The organism is Gemmobacter lanyuensis, from assembly GCF_014652355.1.
GTDB lineage: Bacteria > Pseudomonadota > Alphaproteobacteria > Rhodobacterales > Rhodobacteraceae > Gemmobacter > Gemmobacter lanyuensis.
In genome coordinates this window covers 109,089-126,160 of sequence record NZ_BMYQ01000007.1, presented here as the reverse complement: position 1 = coordinate 126,160, position 17,072 = coordinate 109,089, and the positions used below count along the sequence as shown (strand labels likewise).

16 protein-coding genes and 1 riboswitch are annotated in these 17,072 nt (G+C 63.4%); of the genes, 10 read left to right on the top strand and 6 right to left on the bottom strand.

Features of this window, described 5'->3' with window-relative positions; genetic code table 11:
- Positions 1-94: 94 nt before the first annotated feature.
- The 7 genes from IE101_RS12475 (at position 95) to IE101_RS12445 (ending at position 7,160) form a co-directional block, all read left to right on the top strand.
- Positions 95-904 carry a DeoR/GlpR family DNA-binding transcription regulator gene (locus IE101_RS12475; RefSeq protein ID WP_189634177.1) on the top strand — a complete coding sequence of 270 codons (810 nt, stop codon included), beginning with the start codon at positions 95-97 and terminating at the stop codon, positions 902-904.
- Positions 905-936: 32 nt separating this feature from the next.
- Positions 937-1,932 (top strand): rhamnose ABC transporter substrate-binding protein, encoded by a 996-nt coding sequence (gene rhaS / locus IE101_RS12470; RefSeq protein WP_189634176.1) that lies wholly within the window; start codon positions 937-939, stop codon positions 1,930-1,932.
- An 84-nt stretch (positions 1,933-2,016) separates the two neighbouring features.
- Positions 2,017-3,546 (top strand): sugar ABC transporter ATP-binding protein, encoded by a 1,530-nt coding sequence (locus IE101_RS12465; protein WP_189634175.1) that lies wholly within the window; start codon positions 2,017-2,019, stop codon positions 3,544-3,546.
- Entirely contained in the window at positions 3,543-4,517 is a 975-nt protein-coding gene (locus IE101_RS12460; RefSeq protein WP_189634174.1) for an ABC transporter permease, read from the top strand. Before IE101_RS12465 ends, IE101_RS12460 begins: the two co-directional genes overlap by 4 nt.
- Complete coding sequence (locus IE101_RS12455; protein ID WP_189634173.1) at positions 4,514-5,509, top strand: ABC transporter permease; 996 nt, start codon at positions 4,514-4,516, stop codon at positions 5,507-5,509. The genes IE101_RS12460 and IE101_RS12455 overlap by 4 nt, the downstream gene beginning before the upstream one ends.
- Complete coding sequence (gene rhaM / locus IE101_RS12450) at positions 5,506-5,823, top strand: L-rhamnose mutarotase (RefSeq protein ID WP_189634172.1); 318 nt, start codon at positions 5,506-5,508, stop codon at positions 5,821-5,823. The genes IE101_RS12455 and rhaM overlap by 4 nt, the downstream gene beginning before the upstream one ends.
- Entirely contained in the window at positions 5,820-7,160 is a 1,341-nt protein-coding gene (locus IE101_RS12445; protein WP_189634171.1) for an FGGY-family carbohydrate kinase, read from the top strand. The genes rhaM and IE101_RS12445 overlap by 4 nt, the downstream gene beginning before the upstream one ends.
- Positions 7,161-7,214: 54 nt before the next feature.
- Here the strand turns inward: IE101_RS12445 and IE101_RS12440 are convergent, their stop codons facing one another.
- The gene (locus IE101_RS12440; RefSeq protein ID WP_189634170.1) at positions 7,215-7,895 is read right to left on the bottom strand and encodes a hypothetical protein; all 681 of its coding nucleotides are present in this window, start codon (positions 7,893-7,895) and stop codon (positions 7,215-7,217) included.
- Between the two features lie 485 nt (positions 7,896-8,380).
- Between IE101_RS12440 and IE101_RS12435 the strand changes: the two genes are divergently transcribed.
- Both IE101_RS12435 and IE101_RS12430 read left to right on the top strand, forming a co-directional pair.
- Positions 8,381-9,691 (top strand): AAA family ATPase, encoded by a 1,311-nt coding sequence (locus IE101_RS12435; RefSeq protein ID WP_189634169.1) that lies wholly within the window; start codon positions 8,381-8,383, stop codon positions 9,689-9,691.
- Entirely contained in the window at positions 9,688-10,770 is a 1,083-nt protein-coding gene (locus IE101_RS12430; RefSeq protein WP_189634168.1) for a ParB/RepB/Spo0J family partition protein, read from the top strand. The genes IE101_RS12435 and IE101_RS12430 overlap by 4 nt, the downstream gene beginning before the upstream one ends.
- A gap of 60 nt (positions 10,771-10,830) precedes the next feature.
- Here the strand turns inward: IE101_RS12430 and thiD are convergent, their stop codons facing one another.
- On the bottom strand, positions 10,831-11,634 hold the full coding sequence (thiD, locus tag IE101_RS12425; protein WP_189634167.1) for a bifunctional hydroxymethylpyrimidine kinase/phosphomethylpyrimidine kinase: 804 nt from the start codon (positions 11,632-11,634) through the stop codon (positions 10,831-10,833).
- Between the two features lie 37 nt (positions 11,635-11,671).
- Positions 11,672-11,764: riboswitch (TPP riboswitch) on the bottom strand.
- 214 nt (positions 11,765-11,978) lie between these two features.
- Here thiD and purU point away from each other — a divergent pair.
- The gene (gene purU, locus IE101_RS12420; RefSeq protein WP_189634166.1) at positions 11,979-12,863 is read left to right on the top strand and encodes a formyltetrahydrofolate deformylase; all 885 of its coding nucleotides are present in this window, start codon (positions 11,979-11,981) and stop codon (positions 12,861-12,863) included.
- A 94-nt stretch (positions 12,864-12,957) separates the two neighbouring features.
- On the opposite strand, the gene IE101_RS12415 is transcribed toward purU, so the two are convergent.
- From IE101_RS12415 to IE101_RS12400, 4 genes are all read right to left on the bottom strand, one after another.
- Positions 12,958-13,770 (bottom strand): 3-methyl-2-oxobutanoate hydroxymethyltransferase, encoded by an 813-nt coding sequence (locus IE101_RS12415; protein WP_189634165.1) that lies wholly within the window; start codon positions 13,768-13,770, stop codon positions 12,958-12,960.
- A gap of 2 nt (positions 13,771-13,772) precedes the next feature.
- A complete protein-coding gene (locus tag IE101_RS12410; protein WP_189634164.1) occupies positions 13,773-14,087 on the bottom strand; it encodes a MocE family 2Fe-2S type ferredoxin in 315 nt (104 codons plus the stop codon).
- Positions 14,088-14,104: 17 nt separating this feature from the next.
- Positions 14,105-15,193 (bottom strand): fatty acid desaturase family protein, encoded by a 1,089-nt coding sequence (locus tag IE101_RS12405; protein WP_189634163.1) that lies wholly within the window; start codon positions 15,191-15,193, stop codon positions 14,105-14,107.
- 214 nt (positions 15,194-15,407) lie between these two features.
- Positions 15,408-17,054: a phosphoethanolamine transferase gene (locus tag IE101_RS12400; RefSeq protein WP_189634162.1), complete on the bottom strand. Its 1,647-nt coding sequence runs from the start codon at positions 17,052-17,054 to the stop codon at positions 15,408-15,410.
- Positions 17,055-17,072 lie beyond the last annotated feature (18 nt).

Below are 17,072 nucleotides of genomic sequence, written 5' to 3'. Positions count from 1 at the left end.
CAATCATTATGCAGGTGCAGAATGACATTCTGCGATTGAAAATGATTGACAATGCGCGAATCCAATGAAAACTCTGCCAACAAGGGAGAACACCATGCACGAGACCGAACGCCACAGGATCATTCTGTCCGCCGTGCAGGAACGGCCGGTGGTCACGGTCACCGATCTTTGCGCGCTGACCGGCGCCTCCGAGGCGACGATCCGGCGCGACATTGCCCAGCTTCACGTGCAGAAAAAGCTGCGCCGTGTGCGCGGCGGGGCCGAGGCGATTGCGCCGCCCAGCTTTGTCGGCATCAACGCCCGGCCCTTTGCGGTGAACGAAACCATCCATGCCGCCGAAAAGCGCGCCATCGCCAAGGCGGCGGTGGAGCTGTGCGATGATGGCGATGCCATCATCATCAATGGCGGCACCACGACCTTTCAGATGGTGCATCCGCTGACCGCCAAGCGCCTGCAGGTCTTTACCAACAGTTTCCCGATTGCCGAACATCTTCTGAAGCATTCCAAGAACACTGTCCTGCTTCCGGCAGGGGCAATCTATCGTGAACAGAATATCATTCTTTCCCCCTTCAATGATGACGGCAGCCGCCATTTCTACGCCCGGCGCATGTTCATGGGCTGTCGCGGGCTTGGGGCGCTGGGTCTGATGGAGGGCGATCCCCTGCTGATCCAGGCGGAACAGAAGCTGATCGACCAGGCGGATGAGCTGGTCGTGCTGGCCGACAGTTCGAAATTCGGCAAACGGTCGAGCCTGCTGCTCTGCCCGCTTGCCCGCATCCATACGGTCGTCACCGATGACCGCATCGAAGACCGCGCTGCCCAGATGCTCGAGGCGGCGGAAATCCGGTTGATCGTGGCCGAAGTGGCCGCGGCAGACAGAAAGACCCGCGCGCAGGAGGACTAGCGCCAGGGACAACAACGCTCAGGGAGGACAACATGAGCATTCTGAAGAAGGCACTGACCACTGCTGCGCTGGCGACGGCGCTGCTGGCCGCGACCGGCGCCCATGCCGAACCCAAGCGCATCGCGCTGGTGGTCAAGGCCCTTGGCATCGGCTTTTTCGAAGCGGCCGCCAAGGGCGCGGAAGAAGCTGCCAAAGAGCTGGGCGACGTGGAAATCATCTACACCGGCCCGACCGACACCACCGCCGAAGGCCAGATCGAGGTCATCAACAGCCTGATCGCCCAGAAGGTCGATGCCATTGCCGTTTCCGCCAATGACACCGACGCGCTGGTGCCGACGCTGAAAAAGGCAATGGACCGCGGCATCACCGTCATTTCCTGGGATTCGGGCGTGGCGCCCGAGGGCCGGATGATGCACCTCAACCCCTCGTCCAACCCGCTGATCGGCAACATGATCATCAAGCTTGCCGCCGACAACCTGCCCGAAGGCGGTGAAGTTGCGGTCCTGTCGGCGACCACCACCTCGACGAACCAGAACACCTGGATCGAAGAGATGAACAAGGTCATGGGCAACTACCCGGGCGTGACCGTCGTGGGCACCGTCTATGGCGATGACCTGGCCGACAAATCCTACCGCGAAGCCCAGGGCCTGATGCAGACCTACCCGAACCTCAAGGCCATCATCGCGCCGACCTCGGTCGGGATCGTGGCGGCGGCGCAGGCGGTGACGGACGCAGGCAAGATCGGCCAGATCAATGTGACGGGCCTTGGCCTGCCGTCGGAAATGGCCGGCCATGTGAAATCGGGCGCCTCGAAATCCTTCGCGATCTGGAACCCGATCGATCTGGGCTATTCGGCCACGATGATCGCCTACAACCTCGCCAATGGCACCGCCAAGGCCGAAGCGGGCGCCGAAATCCCGATGGGGCGCATGGGCAGCGTCAAGCTGGACGACAAGTTGGAAGGCGCCATGGCCGACCCCTTCGTCTATGATGCCTCGAACATCGACGCTTTCTCGTCGATCTTCTGATCGCAGGCCCTCGGGCTGATCACAGGCCCGGCCAGCTCCCGGCCGGGCCGCTTTTCCTTCCCTCTCTCTCGCAGGGTCGTTTTCATGCAGGCGCAACCCGCTTCCGGCACCACCCCCCCGGTGCTGAGCCTTCGCGGCATCTCCAAATCCTTTCCCGGTGTGCGTGCGCTGAACGGCGTGCAGCTTGACCTTTTCCCCGGCCAGGTCACGGCGCTGATCGGTGAAAACGGGGCGGGCAAATCGACCATCGTCAAGATCCTGACCGGCATCTACCAACCCGATGAGGGCAGCATCGCCATCGACGGCCGCCCGGTGCAATTTCCGACCGCCCAGGCCGCGGGCGATGCGGGCGTGACGGCGATCCATCAGGAAACCGTGCTGTTTGATGAGCTGACGGTGGCGGAGAACATCTTCATCGGCCATGCGCCCCGCACCCGTCTGGGCCTGATCGACTGGGCGGCAATGGAGGCCGAGGCCCGGCGCCTGCTCACCTCGATCGGCGCCAATCTGGACCCGAAGGTCCGGCTGCGCGACCTGGGCATCGCCTCGAAACATCTGGTGGCGATTGCGCGCGCGCTTTCCATCGATGCGCGGGTGGTGATCATGGACGAACCCACCGCCGCCCTGTCGCACAAGGAAATTCACGAGCTGTACGAGCTGGTCGAAACCCTCAAGGCGCAGGGCAAGGCCATCCTCTTCATCTCGCACAAATTCGACGAGATTTTTCGCATCGCAGATCGCTGGACCGTGTTCCGCGATGGCCAGTTCATCGCCGAGGGCCACATCACCGATGTGACCGAAGGCCAGCTGGTGCAGATGATGGTGGGCCGGTCGGTCGATCAGATCTACCCCAAGCGCCCCGCCCGCATCGGTAACCCGGTGCTGACGGTCAGCGGCTATTGCCACCCGACCGAATTCGAGGACATCGGCTTTACCCTGCATGAGGGCGAAATCCTCGGCTTTTACGGCCTTGTCGGCGCGGGCCGGTCCGAAGTGATGCAGGCCCTCTTCGGCATCACCAAACCCTCCAAAGGCGCCTGCCGCATCGGGAACGACATCCGCGTGATCCGCAGCACCGCGCAGGCGGTGGAGGCGGGGATCGTCTATGTCCCCGAAGATCGTGGCAAGCAGGGAGCGGTCAAGGGCTTGCCGATTTTTCAGAACGTGACCCTTCCCTCGCTCAGCCGCACGTCGAAGGGCGGTTTTCTGCGTCTGTCCGAGGAATTCCGGCTGGCGCGCGACTATACCCAGCGGCTCGACCTCCGGGCGGCAAGTCTTGATCAAGATGTGGGGCTGCTGTCGGGCGGGAACCAGCAAAAGGTCGTCATCGCCAAATGGCTGGCGACGCGGCCGCGCGTCATCATCCTGGATGAACCCACCAAGGGCATCGACATCGGGTCCAAGGCCGCGGTGCATGATTTCATGTCCGAACTTGCCGCGCAGGGCCTTGCGGTGATCATGGTCAGCTCGGAAATCCCCGAGGTTCTGGGCATGTCCGACCGCGTCATCGTCATGCGCGAAGGCCGCATCGCCGCCGAATTCGCAGGCGATGCCATGACCCCCGAAAATCTGGTGCGTGCCGCCGTCGGCATCGAAGAAGGAGAGGCGGCATGAGCAGCCTTCTGAAATCGCGCGAGGCCATTCTGGCGCTTGCCATCCTGATCTTGCTGGCGCTGATTGCCAGCCGTTTTCCGGGCTTCGTCAGCCCCCTGAACCTTGCAAATGTCTTTACCGACACCTCGCCGCTGATCATTCTGGCACTGGGGCAGATGGTCGTCATCGTCACCAAATGCATTGACCTGTCGGTCGCGGCGAACCTTGCACTGACGGGGATGATTGCCGCGATGATGAATGGCGCGGGCGTGCCGCTGCCGCTGATCCTGCTGACGGTGATTGCGCTTGGCGCGACGCTTGGGGCGGTGAACGGGCTGCTGGTCTGGAAGCTCGACATTCCCTCCATCGTGGTGACGCTGGGCACCATGACCATCTATCGCGGCATCATCTTTCTGCTGACCGACGGCAAATGGATCAATGCCCATGAAATGACCGAGGGGTTCAAGGCCCTGCCCCGCCTGATCTTTCTGGGTCTGCCGATCATGGCCTGGATGGCGGTGGCCGTCATTGTGCTGACGGTGGTTCTGGTGCGACGCACCGCGCTGGGGCGGGCCTTCTTTGCCGTGGGCGGCAATGCCCATGCCGCGGTCTATACCGGCATCTCGGTCGGGCGGACGCAGATGGCAGCCTTCGTGATTTCCGGGGCGCTGGCGGGCTTCACCGGCTATCTTTGGGTTGCGCGCTATGCGGTGGCCTATGTCGATATCGCGGGCGGGTTTGAACTGGATGTCGTGGCCGCCTGCGTGATCGGCGGCATCGCCATCGCCGGGGGCGCCGGGACGGTCGCGGGCTGCGTGATGGGGGCGCTGTTTCTGGGCATCATCAAGAACGCCCTGCCCGTCGTCGGAATTTCGCCCTTCTGGCAGATGGCAATCTCTGGTGCCGCAATTCTGATCGCCATTGCGTTCAATTCCCGCAATCAGGGGCCCAAGGGCCGCATCATTCTCAAAAAAGCAGAGCATCGCGCATGACCACCGCCCCCCAAGCCACGGGCCGGCAGATCCCCGACCGGCTGATGTCCCCCACCCGCCGCGCGCTGAAAAGCTGGGAGATGCTGCTTTTCGTCGTCGCCGTCGGCATTTTCGTCGCGAATTCGCTGGCTTCGCCCTATTTCCTTGATCCCTGGAACCTGAGCGACGCGAGCTTCAACTTCACCGAAAAGGCGCTGATCGCCTTTGCCATGGCCATGCTGATCATCGCGGGCGAGATCGACCTTTCGGTCGCCTCGATCATCGCCCTGGCCTCGACCGCCATGGGGGCTGCGATGATCGCAGGCGCCCCCGTTCCGGTGCTGGTGGCCGTGGGGCTTGGCACCGGGGTGCTTTGCGGGGCGTTCAACGGGCTGCTGGTCGCGCGGTTCGGCCTGCCCTCGATCGTGGTCACCATTGGCACCATGAGCCTCTTTCGCGGGCTGAGCTATATCGCCCTCGGCGACGGCGCCTATACCGGCTATCCGGCCGGTTTCGGCTGGTTCGGGCAGGGCTATGTCTGGTGGGTCTTCAGCTTTGAATTGGTGCTTTTCGCTCTTTTCGCAGTGGTCTTCTACGTCCTTTTGCACCGCACGAACTTTGGCCGCGCGGTCTATGTCATCGGCAACAATGCCACCGCCGCGCGCTTCTCGGGCATCCGGGTGGATCGTATCCGCTTCATGCTCTTTGTCCTGACCGGCTTGATGAGCGGGATCGCCGCTGTCTGCCTGACCTCGCGTCTCGGCTCCACCCGCCCCTCCATCGCCATGGGGTGGGAGTTGGAGGCCGTGACCATGGTCGTGCTGGGGGGCGTCAGCATCCTTGGCGGATCGGGCTCCATTCCCGGCGTGGTGATCGCAGCCCTGGTGATGGGGCTTGTCACCTTCGGTCTTGGGCTGCTCAATGTGCCGGGGATCGTCATGTCGATCATCATCGGCGCCCTCTTGATCGGCGTCATCGCCCTGCCCCGTCTTTGGAGGATGCTGCGCAAATGAAGGAAAAATATGCCTTCCGCATGATGCTCAACCCCGGCGCCGAGGCGGAATACCGCCGCCGCCACGATGCGCTCTGGCCCGAGCTTGCGGCGCTTCTGAAAGAGGCCGGGGTCGAGGATTACTCGATCCACCTCGATCCTGAAACCCATGCGCTTTTCGGGGTGCTGTGGCGCCGGGCGGATCATGGCATGGACGCCCTGCCCGACCATCCGGTCATGCAGAAATGGTGGGCCTATATGGCCGATCTCATGGCCACGCATCCGAACAATGAACCCGTTGCCGTGCCCCTGATCCCGGTGTTCCACCTGCCATGACCCCGCGCCATATCGCCGTGATCGACATCGGCAAGACCAATGCGAAACTCGCGCTGGTCGATCTGGAGAGCCTGACCGAAATCGCGGTCGAAACGCGGCCCAATACCGTGATTCCGGGCCCCCCCTGGCCGCATTTCGATGTCGAGGGGCATTGGCAGTTCCTGCTGGGCGCGCTTGCGCGGTTTCACGCGGCCCATGGGGTGGATGCGATTTCCATCACCACGCATGGCGCCTGCGCGGCGCTGCTGGATCACGCGGGCGCGCTGGCGGCCCCAGTGATGGATTATGAAGACCCGCGCCCCGGCCAGTCCGCTGCCTATGCCGCGCTGCGCCCGCCCTTTGCCGAAACCGGGGCGCCACAGATGGCGATGGGCCTGAACCTCGGCGCTCAGCTGCATTGGCAATTGACAGAGATGCCGGATCTGCGGGACCGCGTGGCGCAGGTCGTGACCTATCCGCAGTTCTGGGCGCATCGTCTGAGCGGCGTGGCCGCCACGGACGTCACTTCGCTCGGCTGTCATACCGATCTCTGGAACCCTTGGGCGGGGCAGTTTTCCACCTTGCCCGCGCGTCTGGGCCTGCCCATTGCGCCCGCGCGGCCGTCGGGGGATGTTCTGGGGCCGATCCTGCCCGAGATTGCGGCCATCACCGGCCTGCGCCCCGATACGCCGGTCATTTGCGGTATCCATGACAGCAATGCCTCGCTTCTGCCGCATCTGCGGGCGCGCAGCGGGGCGTTTTCGGTCGTCTCCACCGGAACCTGGGTCGTGGTGATGACCATGGGCGGGGCCGCCGTCACGCTCGACCCCGCCCGCGACGTGCTGGTCAATGTGAATGCGCTTGGGGCCCCTGTGCCTTCCGCCCGCTTCATGGGCGGCCGAGAATGGGAGCTGACGGTCCCTAGCCCCCTGCCCAGCGTTACCGAGGCGGACCGCCAGGCGGTTCTGGCGCGCGGCTTTATGCTGCTGCCTGCGGTGGTCGGGGACAGCGGCCCCTTCCCCGGTCGTCAGGCGCGCTGGTCGGCGGATGGCACCCCAGCGGAACGGGTGGTCGCCCTGTCCTGGTATCTGGCACTGATGACCGCCGAATGCCTTGCGATGACGGGCGCCCAAGGGCCACTGATTGTGGAAGGGCCCTTCGCCCGCAACAGCGATTACTGCGCCATGCTGGCCGCAGCAACGGGTCTGCCGGTTGAGACGGCGCAGGGGCGCACCGGAACTGCCATCGGCGCCGCGCTGCTTTTCGCGACGGATGCCCCCCCTGCCCGGCCTGTTGCCACCGGGCCTGCAGACCCTGCCCTTGCGGCCTATGCAGCAGCCTGGCGGGCGCAGGTCTGAACCAGATTGTCAAAGATCTGTCGCGGGGAAATCGTATTTCCCCGCGGGGAATCATCATGCCGTGATGGTCAGGCTCGGGCTCTCCACCCCTTCGCTTCGCAGGGCATGGATCAGCCGGGTCATGTGATGGGTCATCACGTAATCGGCGTGAAAACGCGTGGGCGCCTTCAGATGCAGCCGGTCGCCGTCGCCCTCAACCATCTTCAACCCGTCAAACCAGGCCGCACAAAGCGCTGCATTCTCACCTGCCAGACGATGCCGCGCGCGGTCCCAGATCGGCGCCTCAGCGCCCGGTGCGGCGCGGGGAAAGGGCACGACATTGCCCGTAGGTGCGGGGGTCTCTTCGGGTGTGCCACGCATCCGGGCGGCGTAATCGGGGCCAACGGCGGCCCAGTCGGCTTCGGTGGTGCGCGCAATCGCGTCAAGATCCAGGCCATGCACCGTCACGCGCCCCCGCGCTGCGGCTGCCTTGACTGTCAGCCAGCCGATTTCGCGCAGGCGGGCCATGTCGCGCTTCACGGTCCGTTCATCAACGGACCACAGCTGGGCGATTTCGCGCTGCCCAACGCAAAGTTCATCCGATTGCCAGTTGTAGCGCGCCACGATCAGCGTGATCAGCCGCAGCACCAGCCGCTGCAAATGCTTGTCGCCCCGGCAGGCATGCACGCCAAGCGCCGTGAGGATATCATATTTGCGTGCCGAGGCGTTCCGCCCCATCAGCTTTGCCTGCGCCATGATCTGCTCCTGTCCCGGCGTTGATCGCCAGCTCTTCTGCCTCGATCAGGTCGCCCCTTCCCGGAAATCCCCGGCGGGTTTTCAACGCTATTCCTGATCTGGGGTCAATTTGCGTCCAGAGGTTCGATTCTGTCAAGCGAAAGGATCAGCGGACCGATCTGGGCGCCAAAATCCGCGACAAACCGGATTCTGGTTTGGGTTTATAGGTATTAGGGGACGACCTGAATGTCACTCCATTTGCGTCAAGATGTCCCCTCTGCCTGTGGCGGTGCGATCGGGACGTCCTCTCTATATATAGTGGTCAGAGGAGTATCTTCCTACTAACCGGCCCGAATCATTGGGCTTTTTGCCGCAGACGCCCAGAGTGGAAGGATTCGCCCACGGCCTTTCCCCGCGGGGAATATGCACGCTATGATAATAGTGTTTGCGGAAAACGCAAACTCCACGTATTTTCGCTTCGACGACGAAAAAACGACGAGGCAGTCATGTTCACCCACCGCGACCTGCAAGAGCTACGTGACAATTCGCTCAAGATGCAGGGCTGGATCCGCAAGCAGACCTTCTCGCCGCAGATGGAAAAGACCCTGCGGCGCTTCTCTTCCTGGGAAGTCTCGGAGCTGATCTTCAAGGTCAACCAATCTACGTTCCGTGGCCGGTTGATGCTCGACCCCGCTCTGCCCTCGGGTGAGGTTGAGGAGGATGGCCGTCAGCGGTGGTTCTCGCTCGAAGAGATCAATGAGATGCGCCGCAAGATGAAGGTCAACCGCAAGAGCCTGCTGCCGGAACGCCCCGCGGGCAAGCGCGCGATCCGTGCCGCCATCGCGAACTTCAAAGGCGGGGCGGGCAAATCGACCGTGGCGCTCCACTTCGCCCATGCCGCGGCCTTGGATGGTTACCGCGTGCTCTGCGTGGACTTTGACCCGCAGGCGACGCTGTCACACTCCATGGGCCTGACGGATGTGAATGAGGAGCACACGGTCTGGGGCATCATGGCGCGCGATCTCGTGCGTGAGACGGACCGGATGAACCGCGCGGCTCAGGGCGCCGAAAGCGGCACCGCCCTGCCCCGCCGCAAGCTGCCCGCCCAGATCACCGATATGGGCCTCGGTGATCTGCGGGCGACCGACTTTATCAAGCCGACCTCTTGGCCGACCATCGACTTGGTGCCCTCTTGCGCCAACGCGGCCTTCGTCGAATTTGCCAGCGCGCAGTATCGGCACATCAACCCGGACTGGTCCTTCTTCGCGGCGGTGTCGCGCTGGCTCGATCAGCTGCCGGATGATGCCTATGACATCATCATCTTCGATTGCCCGCCGGCCATCGGCTATCAGTCGATGAACGCGGTCTTTGCCGCCGATGTGCTTTATGTGCCTTCCGGGCCGGGCTATTGGGAATATGACTCGACTACCTCCTTCATCGGTCAGCTGTCCGAGGCGCTGGAGGATCTGAGCGCAGGGTTCGAGACGAATTTCCCCGCGGGGAAAATGCAGTTGCCCAAGGCCTTCCTCGATGTGCGCTTTCTGCTCACGCGATATGAGCCGGGCAACGACCTGCACCGCGCCATGTACGAAGCCTTCCGCAAGGTCTTTGGCGATAGGGTGACCGACAACCCGATCGAACATACGCGCGCGGTTGAACAGTCGGGCCGCTTCCTGAGTTCGGTCTATGAGATCGACTATCGTGACATGACGCGCGAAACCTGGCGGCGGGCCCGCATGACTTTTGACAATGCCTATGGCGAATTCCGCAACAACCTCTGCGCCGCCTGGGCCAAACTGGGGGAGACTGAGGCATGACCAAGAAACGGCGCATGTTCGACATCGACATCCCGGAGGAAGAGGCTGTCGTTGAAGAAGCCCCCCGCCCTGCGATGGGTCTGCGGCGCGGGCCGATGGCGACGGCCATTGGCGAGAACGCAGAATCGCTGCGGGAACGCCAGCAGCAAGAGGCACTGATCCGCGCCGAGAATGACGCGCTGGCGCATGAATTCGTGCGGCTGAAAAAGCTCGGGCTGGTGACGGATCTGATCCCGATTGCGGCGGTGGATGCGACCAAGCTGATCCGCGACCGCTCGCGCCGCGTCGACCCGGAGCTGGATGACCTCAAGGCCTCGATCCTGGCGGTGGGCCTGTCCAACCCCATCCGGGTCGAGCAGGTGGCCGAGGGCCGCTATGAGCTCGTGCAGGGGTGGCGGCGTCTGTCTGCCTATCGGGAGCTTTTTGCGGAAACCGGGGATGAGCGTTTCGCCCGCATTCCTGCGGGCCTGATGGCGCGGGGCGAGACGATCCAGGATCTCTATCGCCGCATGGTCGATGAGAACATGGTTCGCAAGGACATCTCCTGGGCGGAGATGGCACGCCTGGCGCAGGGCTATGCTGAAGACCCCTCGGTCGATTGTGATGATCTGGATGAGGCGGTGAATATCCTTTTTGCCTCGGCCGGGCCGCAGAAGCGCAGCTATATCCGCCGCTTTGCGTTTCTGATGCGGGCGATGGAAAAGGTGCTGGAACATCCCGAAGCGATCCCGCGTGCGCTGGGGCTTGAGGTCGCGCATCGGCTTGAGGCCGAGCCGGGGTCATCGGGGCGGCTGGCCGCGGCGCTGCGCGCGGCACCGGGGCGCACGACGGAAGAAGAGCTGGCGATCCTGCGGGATTTCGCGGGCACGCGCCCCGAGGTTTCCCCGCAGGGAAAACCCGCGCGCGGGCGGCCTGCGAAACGCGGCAAGACCACGCTGCGCCTGCCGTTGGCGATGGGCGATGTGAAATGCACGGCTGCCCAAGGCCGGGTTGAGCTGCAGTTCGACCGTGACTTTTCGACCGTGGATCGGGCGCGGCTTGAGGCGGCGGTGGAGGCGTTCTTCCAGACGCTGGGCTGAATTCCCCGCGGGGAAACGGAAGAAGGCGCCGGCGGTCCGGCGCCTTTTTTCATGCGCGGATCACCGCAGCGCAAAGAAATGATCGGTCGGGCCGTGGCCGCGACCCACCTGCAAGCCGTCCGCCGCCGCAATGGCGGCAGCGGTATAGTTCTTGGCCGCACGACAGGCCGCCGCCAGATCAAGCCCCCGCGCCATCTGCGTGGCCAGCGCCGAGGAAAGTGTGCAGCCAGTACCGTGGGTGTTTCGCGTCGCATGGCGCGGGCCGTCGAACCATGTGACGCCGCTGTCCTGCAGCAGCAGATCAGGGCAGTGATCGCCGGGCAGGTGCCCCCCTTTCAGCAGCACCGCCGCACAGCCCAGGCCGCGCAACGCCTGCGCCTGGGCCAGCATGGCGTCGCGGCTTTGCGCCTCGGGGAGGTGCAGCAGGGCGGCGGCCTCGGGGAGGTTGGGGGTCAGCACCGTGACGCGGGGCAGCAGGTGGCGCAGCGCGGCGACAGTCTCGGCATCGGCGAGCGGGCTGCCGCCCTTGGCCACCATCACCGGGTCCAGCACGACCGGGGCCGCATGGTCCGCCAGCTCTGTCGCAACCGCGCGCACCGTTTCGGCGCTGCCCATCATGCCGATCTTGATGGCGTGGGTCTGCACATCAGCTAGCACCGCGCGGATTTGATCGGCGACAAAGGCGGCTGGCACGCGCTGCACCCCGTTCACCCCTTGAGTGTTTTGTGCCGTCAGCGCCGTGATCGCTGCCATGGCATAGCCACCATTGGCGCTGATTGCCTTGAGATCTGCCTGGATACCAGCACCCCCCGAGGGGTCGGACCCGGCGATGGACAGCACATTGGGTACGCGCGGCGGCGTCATGGTTCGGCCTTTCTTGGCGCGGGACGCGGGCACGCCGGGGTGGCGGCGAGCGACTCCCTCCGCCAGCATGATCTGGGTCAGGTTCTAAGGGTGCTTCTCAGCCCGCGGTCGGACGCCCCTGTCGTGGCGGCATCAAAGCCGATCTTTCCCCGCAGGGAAAGCCCCATTTCCCCGCAGGGAAATTTATGAACGGATGTTCGTTTATCCGCTTTGGAACGCAGGTTTCCGATGCGCGACAAGGCGCCGCATGAAAGGCTGAAATGAGGGGCAAACCGCCGCAACTGACGCATGGGCAGGGCAGGGCGCCCGTGTAGAAATGGGGGCAGAGACAACCGGAGCCTGCCATGTCCAAATTCGCCCTGACCGTGACCTGCCCGACCACCCGCGGCATCATTGCCGCCATCGCCAACTACATGGCCGACAATGGTTGCTACATCAGCGACAGCGCCCAGTTCGACGACCTGGAGACCGGTCGCTTCTTCATGCGCGTGAGCTTCATTTCCCAGCAGGGAAAGAGCCTCGACGATCTGGCCGTAGGCTTTGCAGCGACGGCCGGGAAATTCGGGATGGAGTTCAATTTCCACGATGAAGCCGAGAAGATGAAGGTCATCATCATGGTCAGCCGCTTTGGCCATTGCCTGAACGACCTGCTCTATCGCTGGCGGATCGGGGCGCTGCCGATCGACATCGTGGCAGTGATCTCGAACCACATGGATTATCAGAAGGTGGTGGTGAACCACGACATCCCCTTCCACTGCATCAAGGTCACCAAGGAAAACAAGCCGCAGGCCGAGGCGCAGATCATGCAGGTCGTGACCGACACCGGGGCCGATCTGGTGGTGCTGGCGCGCTATATGCAGGTGCTGTCGGATGAGCTGTGCCAGAAGATGTCGGGCCGGATCATCAACATCCACCATTCCTTCCTGCCCAGCTTCAAGGGCGCCAACCCCTACAAGCAGGCCTTTGAACGGGGCGTGAAGCTGATCGGCGCCACCTCGCATTACGTGACGGCGGATCTGGATGAAGGCCCGATCATCGAGCAGGATATCATCCGCGTGACCCATGCCCAAAGCGCCGAGGATTACGTGAGCCTTGGTCGCGATGTCGAGGCGCAGGTTCTGGCCCGCGCAATCCACGCCCATATCCACCGCCGCGTGTTCCTGAACGGGAACAAGACGGTGGTCTTCCCGGCCTCGCCGGGGTCCTATGCATCTGAACGGATGGGCTGATGGGGCAGGGGGCTTTTGCCCCTGACGACCTGATGAAACAACAAAGGGGCCCCGCAGTGCGGGGCCCCTTTTCGCTGGCATTGGAGGAGGAGGATCAGGACGCGGGGGCGTCCTGATCGGCAAGCCAGCTGCGGAAGGCCGCGACGACCTCGGGGTCGCTGCCCACGCAATACTGCGGTGCGGGATAAAGCCCTTCGTGCACATCGGTCACGTAATCGCGCATGGCCTTGATCCGCAGCTCTTGCAGGCGGGCATATTCGGCCGCGAAATTCGCATAGATCTTGGCATGGCGCGGCACATGGCCGGTGTTCTGGCCCAGGATGTCATCGGTGAACAGATACTGGGCATGACCCCCCGACCCGGCCCCCATCGAGATGAGGAAGAGGTCGCTGTGTTCGGCAATCGCATCGGTGACCGAGGCAGGAACGACCTCGATCTCGACCGCGAAAGCGCCAGCCTCTTCCAGCGCCTTGCACTGGTTCCAGACAAGCTGCGCGCTTTCCAGCGTTTTGCCCACGGCCTTGAAGCCGCCGGTCCAGGTGGCCTTGGACGGGATCAGCCCGACATGGCCGCAGACCGGGATCGCATGTTCCGAAAGAAGCCGCACGGCCGCGAGGCTGCCCGAGCAATAGACCGCATCGGCGCCATGCTTGTACATGTTCAGCGCCCATTCCAGCATCTTTTCCGGGCCGCCGATATTGAAGAAGTTATCGCCGGGGAAACAGAAGGCCGTGGGGGCGGCATCGCGGAAGTTCGGATCGAGGATCATCGAGGGCGGGACCGAGAGCATCTCGACCCCGGCCCGCTCGGCGGCCTCGGCCTCTTCCAGCGTCTCGACGCGCAGCATGGCATATTGGTGCTTGCCGCGCATCGTGCGCAGGTCGTGGATGGTGGGACGTTTCGCCATGGTCACGGCACCTCGATCAGGACGCGGCCGGCTTCGACCTTGACGGGGAAGGTTTTCAGGTTGACGCAGACGGGGGCGCGCTTGGCCTCGCCGGTGCGGTAGTCGAACTGGCCGTTATGCTTGGGGCATTCGATCAGATGGCCCATCACCAGCCCGTCACAGAGATGCACCGCCTCATGGGTGCACATGCCGGAGGTGGCGAAGAAATCACCTTCGGGGGAATGGTAGATGGCATAGGTCGCGCCGGCATGGTCGAAGCGGATCAGGTCTTCTTCGTCGATGTCGTCGGTGGCGCAGGCGTCAATCCACTGGGGCATGTCGTCTCTCCTCTGGCTTATTCGGCGGGGGTGGCTACGGCACCCAGTGCGGCGGCGTGGAAGTCTTCACGATAGGGTTTGGCCGTGGTCGGCAGGTCGCGCTTCAGGAAGTAGTCTTCATACTTCAGCTGGCGTTTCAGCGCGGGCCACATTTCGGCAAATCCTTCGGCGATGGAACGGTTCGGCGCGGGCAGGTCATGCTTGATCGCCTCATGCAGCTTCGGCAGGGCATGATAGGGCACCATCGGGAACATGTGGTGTTCGACGTGGTAGTTCATGTTCCAGTAGATGAAGCGCGAGATCGGGTTCATGTAGACGGTGCGCGAATTCAGCCGGTGGTCGATCACGTTGTCGGCCAGACCGCCATGCTGCAGCAGGCCGGTCATGACGTGGTGCCAGGCGCCATAAAGGCGGGGCAGGCCGATGACCATGAGCGGCAGGATCGACTGCATCCAGACGGCAAGGGCGATGGTCGCGGCGTAGATCACAAAGGAGATGCGGGCCACGCGTACCACCTTGGGCCATTCGCTTTGCGGCACGAAGGTCTTTTCCTCGGGGTGGACGCCCAGGAAGGTGTTGTAGACCATGCGCTGCATCGCGGCGATGGAATCGAACACGCCGAAGAAATTCGCGATCAGGCGGAAGAATTCTGGCGGGCGCATCACGGCGATTTCCGGGTCACGGCCGACGATATAGGTGTCGGTGTGGTGGCGGGCGTGGCTCCAGCGCCAGGTGGCCGAGTTCCGCATCATGCAGAACGAGGCGATTTCATAGACGAGGTTGTTCATCCACGGCGTCTTGAAGGCGGTGCCGTGGCTGCATTCATGCCAGCGCGAATCCATGGCCGAGCCGTAAAGGACGCCATAGGCCAGCCAGAAGGGCGCCGACCACCACGAGGGCCAGAGATAGATGCCGAGGCCCGCAAAGAGGATCATACAGCCGAACAGGATCACGCTGTCGCGAATCGCAGGGCTGTCGCTGCGCTGCATGAGTTCCTTCATCTGCTTGCGCGGCACTTCGGTATGATACCATTCGGCAGCCGCCAGCCCGATTTCCACCGCGCGGGCACCATCGGGGCCCAGCATGCTGTAATCGCGTTTTCCCATTGTCACATTCCTCCCGTTTGCACCTTGGGGGCATGAGGGGAGAATAGAATTTCCGTTCCACGCCGTTCAATTGCGGCATGTTAATTCTTCGTCAAATCGCATCATTGCGTTGCGGTCAGTCGAAATGGAAACCGCCGCCAACCCCTGGGGTGGGCGGCGGCGGTTCCACCGGCTGACACGGGGAACGCGAGTCGGTCAGCCAAGGCGGAATGGATCAGCCAGCGGCGGCCGTGCAGCCTGCTGTCAGATCCAGGTCGGGGTTGCGGACGGTGGTCTGCACATCCATCAGCCCCAGCACCGTGTGAAAGAGGTTGTCATGACTGACCGGCTGTGAGGTCTTGCCCTGCAGGCAGTCCGCCGTGATGCCCATGCTGCGCTGGTAAAGGGGGGACAGCCACATCACGAAAGGCACCTTGGTCTGCGTTTCGGGCGCCATGAAGCGGGGCGCGGCATGCAGATAAAGCCCGTTTTCGCCCAGCGATTCCCCATGGTCGGACATGAAGAGCAGGGCCGGAACGACGCGATCCTGCGCCTGCATCAGGTCAATGGCCTGCGACAGCACATGATCGGTGAAGAGGATCGTGTTGTCATAGGTATTGGTGATCTGTTCGGGCGTGCATTGCGTGAATTCGGTGGTGGTGCATTCGGGCTTGAACTGGGCGAAGGCGCGCGGGTAGCGCTGATAATAGGAAGGCCCGTGGCTGCCGATCATATGCAGCACCAGCACGGTATCTTCGGTGATGGTTTTCAGCTTCTGATCGATCAGCGTGACCAGCGCCTGATCGGTGCATTCGCCTTCGGCGCAGGCGGCGGGGTCGAAATTCTTGTCGATGCGGGTCCAGCCCAGACGTTTGGCGATGGTCTGGTCGCCGGTGTTGTTATCCCACCATTCGACCTTGATCCCGGCATGGGTCAGCACGTCGAGCAGGTTTTCCGTGCCCACGAATTTGGTGTGGCTGTAGCCGTCCATCGTAAGGTTTGAAAACATGCAGGGCAGCGAAACGGCGGTCGAGGTGCCGCAAGAGCTTGCGTCCGGGAAATTCACCACATTCCGCGTCCGCAGGCCCGGCGTGGTGTCGCGTGCATAGCCGTTCAGGCCAAAGTTCTGCGCGCGCGCGGTTTCACCGGCAAAGACCACGGTCAGCACGGGCTTGCCCGCCCGCGTGAGGCGCGGCCCCTTGGTCGCATCGGTGCCCAGCGGGGTGGCCTTGATGTTCTGGGCGCGCAGCTCTTGCTTGGCATAGCGCGTCACGGCGGCAATGGTTGCGCCGGGCTGATAGGCGGCCATCAGGTCGCGGTGTTCGCGGATGGCGGCCGAAAAGGCCTTGAAATCGGTGAAAAGGAACCCGGCGAACAGCGCGAAGGTCAGCGCAAGCGAGAGGGGCCAGCGCCAGAGCACATGGCGTAGCCGCGGATAGCGCAGGCGCGGCACGAAGATCAGCAGGGCGGGCAGCACCCCGGTCAGCAGCACATGGATCACGAGCGAGGGGCTGAGAAGCTGCTTGGATTCCGACACGGAGGTGCGCATGATATTCTGCACCATTTCACGGTCGATCACGATGCCCAGCCGGTCCTGGTGATAGGCCGCGGCCGAAGACACCAGGATCAGCAGCGCCAGCACCGGGCGGTGGAGCCGCGGTACGGTGAAGACCATAAGCGTGAACAGCGTGAGCATCGCCACCGCCGCCCCGAAGAGCATCACATGGCCGGGATCGCCCGCAAAGATCTTGCCCAGCTTGCGCCAGAATGTCGTGTTGCACAGGACAAGCAGGTAGGTCGCCACGGCGACATTGAGGGCGAGGGGCCCGATTTCGGGGCGCCGCCACAGGCTGTTGCGCGACGGTTGGGCAGAAAGAGGCATGATCACCAGGGATTGTGA